This window comes from Gemmatimonadaceae bacterium (assembly GCA_019752115.1).
Classification (GTDB): Bacteria; Gemmatimonadota; Gemmatimonadetes; order Gemmatimonadales; family Gemmatimonadaceae; genus Gemmatimonas.
Window position 1 is genome coordinate 123356 of record JAIEMN010000045.1, and the last position, 15285, is coordinate 138640.

The window sequence follows — 15285 nt, forward strand, 5'->3', positions numbered from 1 at the left end:
CCCTGCCCGAGCTCGCGGAGCAGTTCATAGCGGTCGGCAAGCGCAGCAGTGAGGCGCTCCACGGTACTCACCGTCGCACCTCGGGTGGAGCGGTTACGCTCTGCAGCCAGCCGCGAACCAGCACGAGATAGTCATTCTGCCGCCCGTCCGCCCGCGGCGTCCGCTGCACCGCCAGGATGCGTCCATCGGGCGCCCACGCATGGTGCGGCCGATACTGGTCGAGCACGATGTTCGGCGGCGCCTTGAACAGCCGCGTGCGTGATTCCACCGACAGTGTTCCGCCGTCAGAACGCAGTCTCGCCTCCCAGAATGCGGAGTCGGCGCTCACGTACAGCAGTCGCGTCCCATCGGGAGACCAAAGCGGCGAATGGCCGCCCTCGAGCGAAACGACGATCGGTGCGCCGCCGCCAGGATGCGGTCGTATGAACACCTCCTTGCGTCCAGGTCGGTCGGTCGCATACGCCAACCAGCGCCCATCGGGCGACAAGGCCGGTGCGTGTTCCGCGACACCCTCGTTGAGCACCGGCGTCGGCTTCGTGTCCACTCCCGGTACAAAGCGAAAGATGTTCCGCACGGTCACGCCCGGCATGCGGATCACGATCTCCTTGGCGTCCCGCGACCAGAACCCTTCCGCGAGCGCACTGGAGAGTGTGGTGAGTCGACGGGAGGTACCCGATCCATCGACGGCAATTTCCTGCAGGAAGGCGTTCTCGGCTTCCGCACTGACGTACAGCAGATGGCGTCCATCCGGATGCCATGATGGGCGATTGGCGAGTCCATCACGTCCGAAGGGGAGCCGTGACTGTTGCCGAAGATCATACACCCAGAGATCTCCACTCTGGATGCCGCGCGACGTCGGCAGTGCCACCGCGATTCGCGTACCGTCAGGGCTCAGGGCTGGCGCGTCAAATGCCTGGGGCGCAATCCAGCCAATCGCCGTCGTCACGCCCTTTCGATCGAGCCACACCAGCCGGCTACTGTCGCTGCCGACCGCCGCGCGTTCGTAGAGCAAGGATCCATCCGCTGCAACGGTGAACATCCCGAGCGGTGATGGAGCATCACCGGTTACTCGGGCTTCGCCGTCCGGCCGACCAGACGCCGGGTCAAAACGCTGAACGACAATCGATCGATCGCTGGGGCGCGTGTACAGGAGCCAATTCGGCGGCACGAAACGCGGCGACGTCCCGGTGCCGAACTGATCGTTGATGCCTCGATCGAGATCGAGCAGCCCGAGGAGCGACTGCCCGCCGTTGCTCACGAGGAAGCGTCTGCTGCCTGGCAGTACCTCTGTGAGCTGACGCCCACCGAGCCGGAACAGACTGTCGGCGGCCGGCGCCCCCGGCATCCACCGATAGAGCACCGTGGCATCGTCGCGGAAGTAGATCGCGCCATCGTCGCCCCACTTGAGCGACGTTGGGGCGAGCCCCAGTTCCTGCGCCGTACCGCCATCCAGCGGGAGCACCACGAGGCGGTCTCGGCGACGAACCGCGACGCGGCGCAGATCGGTGGAGATACGCGGCGTCCCGGAGACGCCCTCCGACCCCGGTACGACCGTCGCCTCCAGCGCGTCGAGTGAGCGTTTCCACAGGACCGCCGGCCCCGCGGGTGAATGGCCCACGTATACCACGAATCGCCCGTCACTACTGAGATCGAAATCACGCCAGGTGGCGCCGCGAATGAAGTCCTGACCCGGAGCCGTGGCGAGTATCACGCGCGTGACCGATCCGTTGTCGGCCACGGTGCCGCCACGCTTCGGCCACGAGGAGAGCAGCCCAGCCACCGCCGAGACGGCCACGGCAAGCGCGCCCCACACGACCGGATCACGCCACCGCGAACGCACCGGCGCCACGGCCGTCGTGACCCGCGGTGCGGCCGCATCGCGCACATACGCCGGATTCGCCAGCGCGTCTGCAAACGCCTTGGCCGTGGCAAACCGATCGGCCGGCAACTTCTCGAGCGCCGTCTCGAGCGCCGCGTTCACATGCGCGGGCACCGTGCGCCGCAGCTTTGCGACCGGCGCCGCCGGCTCGGTGATGATCTTCATGATGATCTGCTGCGCCGAGTTGCCGAGGTGCGGCGGCTCGCCAGCCAGCATTTCGTAGCACACCGTCGCCAGCGAGTACACGTCGCTCCGCGGCGTGAGCTCCTTGTCGGCGGTGGCCTGCTCAGGACTCATGTAGTGCGGCGTGCCGAGCGAGAGCCCCGTCTCTGTCATGCGCCCACCGGCCGCCGCGCTCACGGCCAGGGCGATGCCAAAGTCCATCACCATGGCGCGCCCGTCATGCAGGAGAATGTTCTCCGGCTTGATGTCGCGATGAATGATCCCGCGGCGGTGCGCGTAGTCGAGCGCGTCGGCCACCTCGCGGGTCAGCCGCACCGCGTCCTCCACGGCCACCTGCGTCTCGCGATGGAGCTGCTCGCGAATCGTCTCCCCCTCGATGTAGGGCATGACGTAGTACAGGAAGCCATCGGCCACGCCGCTGTCGAAGAGCGGCAGAATGTGCGGGTGCTGCAGCTGCGCGGTGGTGCGGATCTCCTGCACGAACCGTTCGGCGCCGAGGACGGCCGCCAGTTCGGGCTTGAGCACCTTGATGGCCACGTCGCGCTCATGCTTGAGGTCGCGCGCGAGATACACGGTGGCCATGCCGCCGGCGCCGAGCTCGCGCAGGAGCTGGTAGCGGTCGGCCAGGGCGGCGCGCAGCGTCTCGAACATCGCCGTCATCGCGCGGTCTCCCACAGACGCTGCACGTTGAACGTGATCACGCCGCGTGGCGGACCGCCCGCCCGGCGCAAGGCGACGACCCCATCACCGCCGGGGAGCACGTCATAGTTGGCCCAGCGCGGCTCACTCGCGTAGTCGCCCGTGAGCAGGAGTTCCTCGGGCCCCGGCGTGCCGGTGGACGACGACCAGCGTCGCCGTACGATGCCGGCGTTCAGTCGGTAGAAGAGCCACGCACCGTCGGGCGTCCACATGGGCTCCCGGCTTGGCTCCCCGGTGATGGGTACCGCACCGCCGGGTCCGGGGAAGGGGCGCACGTAGACCTGATCCTTGCCGCTGCGGTTGGATTGAAACGCCAGCCAGCGACCGTCGGGAGACAGGCGCAGGTGTCGCATGACATCCGGGCCCGATTCTAGGACCCGCGCCGGTGCGCTGCCGTCGATGGGCCGCACCAGCACATCTGTCGGATGCGGCGCGGCAGGCGTGGTGCGGTAGATCCGCAATCGGCCGTCGGGCGTGTCCAACATTTCGTCGGCGAGCTCCGGTGGCGTTTCGATCAATGTCGGCGCGGCGCTGTTGTCGGCGGGCACGCGCCAGAAGGTCCAGGCACTGCGTTCATCGGCGCCGGAACGGACAAACTGCAGCACGCGTCCATCTCGACTCCACTCCGGTGATCGGCCGCTTCCGTCGGTGACCGCCGTCAGCAGGCCCGTGCCACGATCCAGGATCCACATGGACGGTCCCGATTCGCCGCGCACCGTGACGACGATCTTCTTGCCATCGGGGGAGATGCGCGGGTTGGCGTACAGCCGCGCCTCGGGAAGCAGCAGCGAATCGCCACGGGCGCGCCCCAGCACCAGCTCCCGGTCGTTGGTGCCGTGCACCGTGAGCACGGTGCCACTCGGTGACACGGCGGCCATGGTCGTGATCGAACCACTCCGAAGCACCGGGTCGTCGCTCACCGCGGTTGGTGAGTCGAGGGGCTGCCAGGTGACGGTGTCGACGCGCACCATCTGCAGGGTGTTGGCTCCATTCACGAAGAGCAGCCGGTCGCCGACCAGCCCCGCCGGGTATCCGGAGAGGGTGGGCATGGGCACCAGCCGTCGCGTGGTCCGATCGTACGCCGTCAGCATCAACTTCTTCGCGCTGTCCTGCTGGGTGGCCACGAGCCAGCGGGGACTCCCGGCCAGCACCGGAAAGCTGAGTACACGCACCGCCGCACTGGTATCGACCGGCGTTGCGTCGCTTGCCCCCGGCGTCACCTGCCAGAGTCCGCGATGATCGACCGCCATGAGCAGTGTATCGCCTGGCAGCCAGAGCAGTCCGCGCATGGTGAGCGACGTCCGCTCGGGCGAGAGCGCGATGCGCTCACTGCGTCCGGCACGCACGCCGATGCGACGAATCTCGGCGCCGATGGCGTACGCCAGTGCGTTCCCGTCGGGAGAGAACACGAGTTGTCCACCGACGCCGTCAACCTCGAGCCGACGCGGCACGACGTCCTGCTGATCGCGCACGTAGAGACGGAGGCCGTCGGGACCCACCGTGACATACGCGATGCGGTCGCCGGCGGGCGAGACCGCCAGCATGCGCAGACCATTGCTGTTCAACTGTTCGTCGGTCGCCAGCGGGAGCGGGGCGCGAATGACGCCGTTGCCCCCGGCCGCGACCGTCGCCGTGGTGCCGAGGCGTTTCGTGACCGGCAGCTGCGTGCCCACTCCCACGAGTGCCACGGCGGCCACGCTGAGGAGCGCCGCACGCCAGGCGGGGCGCGATCGTTCCACTGGAGCGGGCGTCGTGCGATCGCGAGCCGCACCACTGGCGCGCCTCGCGGGGCCCGCCCCCACGAGTGCCTCCGCCAACGCGCGGGCCGACGCCGGCCGGTCGGCCGGCAGCTTCTCGAGCGCGTGGTGCACCGCGTCGGCCGCATTCGCCGGAACATTGCGTCGCAACACATCAAGGCGTTGCGGCTCGGTGCTCATGACCTTCGCGACGATCGCCTGACTCGTGGGCCCCGTGAACGGCGGCTCGCCCGCGAGCATCTCGTACGTGACGGCGCCCAGCGCGTAGATATCGGCGCGTGCGTCGATGGTGCGCTCACCCATGGCCTGTTCCGGCGCCATGTACTGCGGCGTGCCCAGCGAGAGGCCAGTCTGTGTCATCCTCGCGCCGCCGGCGTTCGTGACGGCGAGCGCAATGCCGAAGTCGGCGACCAACGCATGGCCGCCCTGCAGCAGGATGTTCTCCGGCTTGATGTCGCGATGGATGATGCCGCGATCGTGCGCGTACTGCAGGGCATCGGCGACTTCGCGCGCGAGCTGTACGGCGTCGGCGATAGGGAGCTGCTTCTCGCGCTCCAAGCGCGAGCGCAGCGTTTCGCCGTCCACGAACGGCATGACGTAGAACAGCTGCCCCGCCGCCTCACCGCTGTCGAAGAGCGGCAGGATGTGCGGATGCTGCAACGAGGCCGTGGTGCGGATCTCGCTCAGGAACCGCTCGGCGCCAAGGACCGCCGCAAGTTCGGGGTGCAGCACCTTGATGGCCACTTCACGCGCGTGGCGGACATCGCGCGCGAGATACACGGTCGCCATGCCGCCGGCACCGAGCTCGCGCAGGAGCTCGTAGCGGTCGGCCAGGGCGGTGCGCAGCGAGTCGACAGTTCTCACCTGATCGCTCCCGCAAGCCGCGACGTCCAGTTCGTGAGCAGGCTCAGACGCTGAACGCGGGCCTTGCGCAGCATCAGAAAGCGGCGGCCGTCGGGGAAGAGGTCCCACGCGCGGCCGATGTTGCCGGCGTTGACATACTCCGAAGCATCGAAGAGGGAGTCCACCCGCGACACCGCCCCGGTGGCGTCGAGACGCGCCGCGAGCATGCGTCTTGCGCCACGGAAGAACAGCGTCCGGCTGTCCGGCGAAAAGCGGGGGCTGCTCCCTTCGACCATCGACACCCGCGTGCGTCGGGTTGGGTCGGCGAGAGGGACGAGGTAGACGGCCAGGGCCTCGTCGCCGTTCAACGTATAGGCGAGCCATCGCCCGTCGGGCGACAGCGTCGGCGCCACACAGCGTCCGCCGGGCGTCGTGGTCAGAACCGTCAGGGAATCGAGCGCACGCATCGGTGCCACCGAGATACCACCCTGGCTGTTCCCTCCGCACTGGATGACCGTCGCGGTCGCAAAGGACGGCACATGTCGACCGAAGCCGGTACCGCCGAGCCGCTGCACATCGGTGGCGTCATCGGCGGAACGGCTCACCAGCGCGCCACTTGGCGCCTCCACGAACAGCAGCCGACGACCGTCGACCGACCACTCGACGTGGTGTGCCAGACTGTCAGCCACGCGCTGCTGCACTACGCCACTCTCGACGTCCTTCACCCAGAATCCCTCGCGCCACGCGGAGGACACGCTGGTCGCGATGCGCCGCCCATCAGGCGATACGCGCGGGAAGTAGCCGAACGCGTGCGGACCAGGAAGCTCGCGCTCCTCGCCGGACTCGCTCACCACCACCGGCTCACCGCCGCGAAGTCCCTGCAGAAAGATCAGGGTGCCATCCTGCGCCGCCGCAAAGCTGGCGCCCCCCGGGTCCGTGGCGACGAGCAGGCTGTCGGCGAGTCGAAGGGGCTCGCCCTCAGGCGCGCGGCGCGACGCGGACCAGCGCACGGCGAAAAGATCGGTGCCGCTCTGGGTGAACAGCAGGTAGCCGGCAGCGATGAGACGTGCGTCGTACCCGCGAATGCCCAGTGATCGTATGGCGCCATCGCTGAGCGAGTACACCGCGAGGTAGTCGCGCGCATCGCGATTGTTGACATGCGCGACGGTGACGATGGCGTCCTTTCCGCCGGGAAGCAGCGCGGGGTGGCGGAGTCCGTAGATGCCGGAGACGGCCGGCTTGGGGAGCTGGCGGAACTGGCCCGTCGTGATGTTGCCAATCCACAAGACCCCGTTGCGATCAACGATGGCGGAATCTTCGCTGACCCAGGTCGGCGTTCCACCGAGGCGCACCTCACGTGCGGTCCCGCCATCAGTCGGGATCACCCGCCAGACGCCGCTCCCCAGATACAACAGCGATCGGCCCGAGGGCGAGAGCCGGGGCTCGGTGAGCGCCATCGTGCCTTGCGTACCGGCAATCTCGGTGAAGCGCTCATCATCGAAGCGTCGACGTGCCAGCGCATGCATCTTCCCGTGTCGAATCACGGTCACCAGCTGTGAGCCGTCGGGGGCGATGTCGAAGACGCGGCCGAATCCGGTGGGAATCCGGACCGTGTCGGGCAGTTCGATCGTCGCGAGGAGCGTTGGCGATTGCGCGAGTCTTGTCGGCGTCGCGGTGGGCGTCGCGATGAAGGCGCCGCCGATCGCGCTTGCCACTACCAGGGCCGCGGCCAGCGGCCAGCCCGGGCCGCGTCGCGGCTTCGATCCCGCTGTGGTGGAGGGGCGCCCGGTCGTTGCGGGCGTGTTGGCCTCCAGCGCCTCCGCAAAGGCGCGGGCATTCGAGAAGCGATCCGCCGGCAGCTTCTCGAGCGCCGAGAAGACGGCCTGCTCCACGGCGGCGGGCACGCTCGGGCGCGTTTCCATGAGCGGCGCCGGGGCGACGGTGAGTACGCGCGCCACGATCGCCTGACTCGTGGGCCCCGTGAACGGCGGCTCGCCGGCGAGCATCTCGTACGTCACCGCACCGAGTGCATAGACATCGGCCCGCGCATCGATGGTGCGTTCGCCCATCGCCTGCTCGGGGGCCATGTACTGCGGCGTACCCAGCGAGAGCCCGGTCTGCGTCATGCGGGCGCCGCCGGCGTTCGTGACGGCGAGCGCAATGCCGAAGTCGGCGACGAGCGCGTGCCCGCCCTGGAGCAGGATGTTCTCGGGCTTGATGTCGCGATGGATGATGCCGCGATCGTGCGCGTACTGCAGGGCATCGGCGACTTCGCGGGCCAACAGCACGGCATCGGCAATCGGCAGCTGCTTTTCGCGCTCGAGGCGACTGCGCAGTGTTTCTCCGTCGACGAACGGCATGACGTAAAACAGCTGCCCCGCCGCCTCGCCGCTGTCGAAGAGCGGCAGGATATGCGGATGCTGCAACGAGGCCGTGGTGCGGATCTCGCTCAGGAACCGCTCGGCGCCGAGCACCGCCGCGAGCTCGGGGTGCAGCACCTTGATGGCCACTTCGCGCGCGTGGCGGACATCGCGCGCGAGATACACGGTGGCCATGCCGCCGGCACCGAGCTCGCGGAGGAGCTCGTAGCGGTCGGCCAGGGCATCATGTAACGCTTGCACGGGCGCGCTCACGGGTCGAGGTGCATGTCGCGCAGCAACGCGATCAGCCGGGGGTCGTCATGCAGCCGATCGAGTATCGGGACGCGCACCACCCAGTACAGCGCGGGATCTCGCCGGGCGTAGCGGCGACGCAGGTCAGCCATCACTGCATCCCGATCGTTCAACACGGCATGATAGATGATTTGCGATCGCACGGCCTGCGGCGCGCGGTTCTCGGCCAGCATGAAGCGCGCGAGCGCCGCCAGCCCATGGCGCGCGGCCGCTCGGGCCCGAACGGGGTCAATGCCCTGGCCACCCTCCGCGCGCGCCATGCTATTCGTCGATGCGATGATCTGTTCGACATCACCGAGGGTCCATGCGGCGTGCTGCAGGGTCGCATAAATGAGTCGATTCCCGGGATCGATCGCTGCCGCCCGTTGCATCATGGCGAGCGCGTCCGCGGTGCGACGCGCGCAGAACAGGTACGATCCCGCGCTTTGCAGCGTCGCGCCGGACATCGGATCGAGACGCACGGCTTCCTGCACTTCGGCAGCGACGGCTGAATCGCGTCGCAGGGCACACATCAGCATGGCGCGGCGCAGGTGTACGCGGCTGTTGCCCGCGCCACTCGCAACAGCAAGGTCAAGCTCACGCAGCGATACGGCCCAATCGTAGCCGCCCACGATCTCCAGAACGCCCAATGCCAGGTGCGCTTCGGTCAGGCTTGGGTCGAGTGCGACCGCGCGCTTTGCGGCTTCACGCGCGCGCATGTACATAGGACGTGGATCCGTCGTGTCCACCGAAGGCAACACGGCGAGGTCCAACGCCTTCTGTGCGTAGGCCAGCGCGAACGAGGAGTCCCGCCCGACGGCCGAATCGTACAGCACGAGCGCCTGGCGGATTGCGCCCGATGTGCGCCGCTCTGCCAGCGCACGACCCTGCAAGTACAGTTGGTAGGCAAGCGTGTCGCGCGTAGGGACCAGCGCCATCTGCCGCCGCGCCTCGGGGTGCAGCGTGGCGCGCAGCGTGTCGGCGATGGCCTGCGCCACCTCGCTCTGGATACTGAAGACATCCACGAGCTCACGATCGAAGGTGCCCGCCCAGCGATTGGCGCGCGTTTGGGCATCGACCAGCTGCGCCACGACGCGCACGCGTGAGCCGACTCGGCGGACGCTTCCCTCGAGCACCGAGGTGACGCCGAGTTCGGCTGCAATATCGGTGACCGATTTCGTGCTCCCCTTGTAGGCCATGGCCGAGGTGCGACTGATCACCGTGAGCCCCCCGGCGGTCGACAGATGGGTGATGACATCCTCGGTCATGCCGTCGGCGAAGATCTCGTTCTCGGGGACGCCACCGTAGTTGGTGAACGGGAGCACCACCAGCGATGGCGCGGCGCGCTCACCGGGTGGTGTCTCGGCGCGAGTCGACGGCACGCCGTTGCCGGTCCGCCCGCGCAGGACGGCGAACAGCACGAGGCCAGCCACGAGCGCGCTGACGACGAGCGCGGCCGTCCTCCGCGTGCCGGCGGTTCGCGGCGACCCGGCACTGCCTTCGGCGATCGCGCCGGCGGTGTGCGTCGCTTCGAGCGCGGCGACGAGTTCGTCGGCCGACGCCGGGCGCTCATCCGGCGACTTGGCGAGCGTCTGCGCAATGAGCGCGATCAGCGCGGGCGACAGACCCGGGCGTGGCGTGAGGCGCGCCGGCGTTTCGCTGAGGTGCGCCGCCACCAGCTGCGGGGCGGTGGTGCGCGAGGCAAAGGGATGCGCGCCCGAGAGCAGCTCGTAGGCGAGCACGCCCCACGCGTAGAGATCCGTGCGGGCATCGACCGGCGCGCCGAGCGCCTGCTCGGGCGCCATGTACGCGGGGGTGCCGATCGCCAGACCGGCGGTCGTGAGGCCGTGCCCATCGTCGGTTCGCGCGGCATCGACGGCCTTGGCGATACCGAAGTCGGCCACGTACGCGACGCCGGGTTCCAGCAGGACATTCTCCGGCTTGATGTCCCGATGCACGATACCGCGCGCGTGCGCATAGGCGAGCGCCCGCGCGATCTCGCGCAGAATGCGCTGCGCCTCCGCCACCGGGACGAGGCTCCGGGTCATTCGCGCCCGCAGCGTCTCGCCGTTCACATAGGGCATGATGTAATACAGGGCGCCCGCCGCCTCCCCCGAATCGTACAGGGGCAGAATGTGCGGGTGCTGCAGCCCCGCGGCGATGCGGATCTCGCGGAGAAAGCGCTCCTGCCCCAAGGCGGCGGCGAGGTCGGCACGCAGGACTTTCACCGCGACCTGCCGGTTGTGCTTGAGATCGCGCGCGAGATAGACCGTCGCCATGCCGCCGGCACCGAGCTCGCGCAGGAGCTCGTAGCGGTCGGCCAGGGCGGTGCGCAGCGTCTCGGGAACGGTCATGACGGAGAACATGCACCGGCAACCCCGCTCCCGCTCGGGGCTGCCGCTCACCAAGTATCTGGCGCGCGCCTATCGCCGACTCGGCGAGCTGCACGAGCAGGCGGGCCACACGCGGGACGCCCTGCAGCGCTACGGCGACTTCGTGGACATGTGGAAGGAGGCGGAGCCGGCAATGCAGACCGCGGTCCGCGCGGTGCGCGACCGAATGCGGGCCCTGCAGACGCGAGGGGGATGAGGGGAGGCAGCCGCTGCCGGACTCCTGCTCGTGCTACTCCGGCGGCGAGTCCCCGGCCGGCCCGAACAACGTCAGTTCGACGGGGTGGCGCTTACGGCGGCGCCGGTCACACCACCTCGACCACCGCGCGAACGCCGGGCGCGCGAGCAAGGCGCGCGTCACACGTGATCAGCACCGCAGCAAGGGCCTCGGACAGTGCGACGTAGGTCGCGTCGTATGCCGTCAGGTGGGAGCGGAGCGGCCACATGCGGGAGACGAGGGGCGCGTGGGGGTAACGGCGCACCGGCAGTTCGTCGAGGAGTCGGAGCGTGGTGGCACTGCGCGTGGCGGACAGCTCGCCACGCGCCTCGAATTGTCTCAACACCTGAACGACTTCCACGTCGAGCAGCTCTGGGGCATGCAACGCACTCGGGGTGTCGAACAGCCGCGCCTCGATGCGCTGACCCAAGGGGGTGCGCAGCAGCAGCTCGATCATGGCGGAGGCATCGACGACGATCACCGCCCCTCGCGCTCCGCCCGTATCGCCTCGGCGGCCGTCTCCGACGTGGCCACCGCGTCGAGGCGCGCGAGGGCCGCGCGCAATTCGTCCGGCGTGAGCTGCGCGACGGAACGTTCGAGCTCCGCGCGGAGATAGTCGGAGAGCGCGAGTCCCTGGGCGAGTGCACCGCGATCGGCGCCGTACTCACCGTTTCTCCGGCCCGGCCTTGAGCAGCGCCGGCCAGTTGAGCACGACGATCGGTGACCGTCCACTCAGGCCGCCGGGCTTCTGCATCAGCAGGGTCTGGCCGTCGGGGAAGACGTCATACGACACCGCCAACGTTTCGCGGCGATAGACATCGGCAAACAGCGAGTCGCGCCGCGCGACCTGCAGCGTGGTGCCGTTGGCGAAGGCAGCGAAGTACATGCGGCCGTCGCCACGATAGTAGAGGCCGCGGCCGTCGGCGGTCCAGACGGGTTCCGCACCGGGGCCGGCAGAGATCGAGATCCGGCCACCCGTACCATCTGCGGCGCGGGCGTACACCTCGAACTGACCCGTCTCATTACTGGCATAGGCGACCCAGCGTCCGTCCGGCGACAGGCGCGGCGTCTCCTCATCCGCGTCGGTCGCTGCGAAGGGGCGCACGACGCGCCCGCTATCGCCCGGCGCGGGTGCGGCGATCCAGAGATCACCCGGCGCGCCGTACCCACCGGTGCGGAACGCAATCAGATTCGTGGTGCCGCGAAGTGTGGCATCCTCCAGCGCCGCCCCGCCGGGGGCGCGGAGCGGAATCTCCTCCGGCGCGCCACTGAGGTCGGCTGGAATCCACGCGAGGGTGCGTGTCGCCACCGTGGGGCCGGGCTTTCGGACCGTGAGATAGGCCACGCGCCGGCCGTCCGCGCTCCACCCGACTGGTCGGACACCAGAATAGCCACGAGTCAGGCGTTCCAGCGACTGGCTGGCCAGGGTGAACAGCCACACGTCGTATCCGGCGTTATCCATGGCCTGCACTTCCACGGCGATCCGCTTGCCGTCGGGCGAGACACGCGGCCAACTGTACAACCCCGGTTCGCGATCGAGCAGCGCCTCGCGTCCGGCGCGGTCCACGCGCACCAGATGGAATCGGGAGCCGAAATTCCCCGATCCATAGACGAGGGTGCCGTCGTCGCTGACATCGAAGTCGCTCCCCGTCAAGCGGGTCGCGACGTTCCGCGCCACCGTCTGCGCGGCGCTCGAGAGGACGCGCTGCGCCGCATCGAAGGGGGCCGCGACGAGATCCCCGTTCCGCACATACAGCAGCTGTCCATTGCTCCATCGCGCGCGCAGCCCCACGACGCCAAGTGACGTGATGGCGCCACCTGTGCGCGGCGCCGTCCCGAGGATGCTGCGGGTGATGGGCTCGCCGATGCGACGCACCGAGAACACCACATGGGTGCCTCCCGGCAGAAAGGTGCCGGACCCGACCGCCGACTCACCACGGCTGCTGTCGGGCGCGGCGACCAGCTGCAGCGGTCGTCCCTCTCGCCACAGCAACAGGCGCGGACCGCGAAGCATGAGCAGTGCACCGTCGGCATCGCAGTCGGTCACGGTGGCGGAGTCTGCCACCAGCGTTGGCTGTCCACCGTCTGGCGGCATACGCCAGACGCCCAGGTTCACGCGCGTGAAATACAGCCACTTGCCATCAGGGCAGGTGACCGGACCGCCGCCGCGCTCGCCGCCGGGCAGGCGACGGACGAGCGTATCCGCGAGCTCGCGTACAAAGAGCCCGTAATTCGACGGTGTCCCGCCGACGAAGTACACGCGTTGTCCGTCGCGCGACAGCGCGACCCGGCGACCCACCGGCGCATCCAGCAGCGCCAGGCTGTCGGGGAGCGCCATCACGAAGGTCCGCGCCGGCGAGGCGGGCGCCGGTCGCTGCGCAAGCCAGGCGAGTGCGCTCAACGACGCGATGGCCGTGGCGGCGGTGAGCCAGAGCGCCACGCGGGTCCGTTGCAGCGCACGCGTGAGTCGTCGCGGATCGTCGGTGGTCGCGCCCCTGGCGCCGCCACCTTGGAGCCCCGCCTCTCCCGTGAGTGCCAGTGTCACCGGCGATGTGCCGCTGATCTGCCCCGCGAACTCCGCCGCGCTCGCCGGCCTGTCGGCGGGCAGTTTCGCCAGCGCCCCCAGCACCGCGGCGTCGATGTGCGCGGGAATGGTATTGCGCGTGGCGATGAGCGAGGCCGGTGCGGTGGTCAGCAACCGGGCGACGATCGCCTGCGTGTTGGGCCCGGTGAACGGCGGCTCGCCGACGAGCATCTCGTAGGTCACCGCGGCGAGCGCATAGACATCGGCCCGTGCATCGATGGTGCGCTCGCCGGTCGCCTGCTCGGGACTCATGTACTGCGGCGTGCCAAGACTGAGCCCCGTTTGCGTCATGCGCCCACCGCCCGCGTTCGTCACGGCGAGCGCGATCCCGAAGTCGGCCACCAGCGCATGGCTGCCCTGCAGCAGGATGTTCTCCGGCTTGATGTCGCGATGAATGACCCCGCGGTCGTGCGCGTACTGCAGCGCATCGGCGACCTCGCGGGCAATCCGCAACGCGTCGGGAATGGGGAGTTGCTGCTCGCGCTCGAGCCGCGAGCGTAGCGTTTCGCCATCCACGAAGGGCATCACATAGAACAGCTGCCCGGCCGCCTCGCCGCTGTCGAAGAGCGGGAGGATGTGCGGATGCTGCAGACTCGCGGTGGTGCGGATCTCGCTCAGGAACCGCTCCGCGCCCAGCACCGCGGCCAACTCGGGGTGCAGCACCTTGACCGCCACCTCGCGCGCATGCCGCACGTCGCGCGCGAGGTACACGGTGGCCATGCCGCCGGCGCCGAGCTCGCGTACAATGACATACCGATCCGCCAGCGCGGCGCGGAGCGCCTCAGGGCCGGTACTCACGCCGTCACCGTTTTCCCTTCGTGCGCTCCGCCCGGAACAACTCCAACGCAATCGCCTTCCCCATCGCCGCGTACCCCGCGCCGCTCGGGTGCAGATGATCGCCCGAGTCGTACGCCGGCAGCATGCGCGTGGTATCCGCCGGATCCCACGTGGCCCTCTCGAAATCGATCACGCCGTCGTACTCGCCGCTCGTGCGCAGCCAGCGGTTGAATGCCGCGTGCTTTTCCTGCACCTCGCGCTGCGCCGGTCGGTTCATGCCGCCTACGGGGGTGAGGGTCGCGCCAAAGATCCTGAGCCCACGCTCATGCGCCCGCGCGATGAGCTGCCGGTGGCCGGCGATGAGCTCCTCGATGGGCATCTCGTCGCGCGGATTCGTCGCGGGCGTGCCACGCGAGATGTCGTTGATCCCTTCGAGCACAATCACGTGCGTCACCCCCGGCTGCATCAGCACGTCGCGATCGAAGCGCAGCAGCGCACTGGGGCCGGTCACCGTGGACAGCACGCGATTGCCGCTGATGCCGGCATTCACCACCGCCATGGGCGCTCCGCGGCCCGCCACCAGTCGCTCGGCGAGCACATCGGGCCAGCGCGCGTTGCTGTCCACCGGCGCGCCGAAGCCATCGGTGATGGAGTTGCCGATGGTCACGATCACGCCGCTCGCCCGCGGGTTCACCACGTCGATGCCGGCCACGAAGGCCCACGCCACGAACGACGTGTCGGGGGGGAATGTCGCCTCGGCGACGTGATCACCCGGCGGCGAGATCCAGCTGCGCTGCACCGACAGGCTGTGCCGCGTCGTGGTGCGCGCCGAGTCGGCGATGGCGAGGCTGATCATGACGTCGGCGCGATCGGGGATCGCAAACGCCACCGGATCGCTGATGAGGTAGCCGCCCGGGCGCACGGTCACCGCGGCTCGCCCGTCAAAAGTGACCGCATGATCGGTCGCCGGGTCGATCGCGGGGCCCGCCGCTGCGCCGCCGCGTCGCAGCGCCACATGCGCGGCACGAATGATCAGCGGGCGATCGCCGTACTCGTTCGAGAGGCGCAGGCGCATCTGCTGGCCGCCGATCGACACGCGGGCGACCTGGCGCAGCGTGCGATCGACGACCGTGATGACCCGATCGACGGAGTCCGCCGGCGGGCGCGGCGCCGCGGCTTGCAGACTCGGCGCCCACGTCGCGAGCCACCGCGGCGGGGGGGCGGCACTCCGGCGCGCTTGCGCCTGAAGGGGAAGGGCCATCGCTGCCATACACGCCCACACACCAGCCGACACGACAATCCGAC

8 protein-coding genes are annotated in these 15285 nt (G+C 69.3%); 1 reads left to right on the plus strand and 7 read right to left on the minus strand.

Features of this window, described 5'->3' with window-relative positions:
- Positions 1-67: 67 nt before the first annotated feature.
- From K2R93_18440 to K2R93_18455, 4 genes are read right to left on the minus strand one after another with little or no spacing between them, the layout of a single operon-like run.
- A complete protein-coding gene (locus K2R93_18440) occupies positions 68-2722 on the minus strand; it encodes a serine/threonine-protein kinase (protein MBY0491825.1) in 2655 nt (884 codons plus the stop codon).
- Complete coding sequence (locus K2R93_18445) at positions 2719-5382, minus strand: protein kinase (GenBank protein ID MBY0491826.1); 2664 nt, start codon at positions 5380-5382, stop codon at positions 2719-2721. The genes K2R93_18440 and K2R93_18445 overlap by 4 nt, the downstream gene beginning before the upstream one ends.
- Positions 5379-7982: a serine/threonine-protein kinase gene (locus K2R93_18450; protein ID MBY0491827.1), complete on the minus strand. Its 2604-nt coding sequence runs from the start codon at positions 7980-7982 to the stop codon at positions 5379-5381. Before K2R93_18450 ends, K2R93_18445 begins: the two co-directional genes overlap by 4 nt.
- Positions 7983-7990: 8 nt before the next feature.
- Positions 7991-10366 (minus strand): protein kinase, encoded by a 2376-nt coding sequence (locus K2R93_18455; protein MBY0491828.1) that lies wholly within the window; start codon positions 10364-10366, stop codon positions 7991-7993.
- 10 nt (positions 10367-10376) lie between these two features.
- Here K2R93_18455 and K2R93_18460 point away from each other — a divergent pair, with 10 nt between their 5' ends.
- Positions 10377-10601, plus strand: coding sequence for a hypothetical protein (locus K2R93_18460; protein ID MBY0491829.1), 225 nt, complete (start codon positions 10377-10379; stop codon positions 10599-10601).
- Between the two features lie 106 nt (positions 10602-10707).
- Here K2R93_18460 and K2R93_18465 read toward each other — a convergent pair whose 3' ends face one another.
- The 3 genes from K2R93_18465 to K2R93_18475 all read right to left on the minus strand — a co-directional run bounded on the left by K2R93_18465 (position 10708) and on the right by K2R93_18475 (position 15241).
- On the minus strand, positions 10708-11100 hold the full coding sequence (locus K2R93_18465) for a type II toxin-antitoxin system VapC family toxin (protein MBY0491830.1): 393 nt from the start codon (positions 11098-11100) through the stop codon (positions 10708-10710).
- 183 nt (positions 11101-11283) lie between these two features.
- The gene (locus K2R93_18470) at positions 11284-14001 is read right to left on the minus strand and encodes a serine/threonine-protein kinase (GenBank protein MBY0491831.1); all 2718 of its coding nucleotides are present in this window, start codon (positions 13999-14001) and stop codon (positions 11284-11286) included.
- Between the two features lie 4 nt (positions 14002-14005).
- Complete coding sequence (locus K2R93_18475) at positions 14006-15241, minus strand: SGNH/GDSL hydrolase family protein (protein MBY0491832.1); 1236 nt, start codon at positions 15239-15241, stop codon at positions 14006-14008.
- Between the last annotated feature and the right edge of the window lie 44 nt (positions 15242-15285).

Bases quoted from the DNA above. Each gene is read 5' to 3' on its own strand.
- K2R93_18440 (MBY0491825.1), bottom strand. From the start codon at position 2,722: ATGACGGCGATGTTCGAGACGCTGCGCGCCGCCCTGGCCGACCGCTAC.
- K2R93_18455 (MBY0491828.1), bottom strand. From the start codon at position 10,366: ATGACCGTTCCCGAGACGCTGCGCACCGCCCTGGCCGACCGCTACGAG.
- K2R93_18460 (MBY0491829.1), top strand. From the start codon at position 10,377: ATGCACCGGCAACCCCGCTCCCGCTCGGGGCTGCCGCTCACCAAGTAT.
- K2R93_18475 (MBY0491832.1), bottom strand. From the start codon at position 15,241: ATGGCCCTTCCCCTTCAGGCGCAAGCGCGCCGGAGTGCCGCCCCCCCG.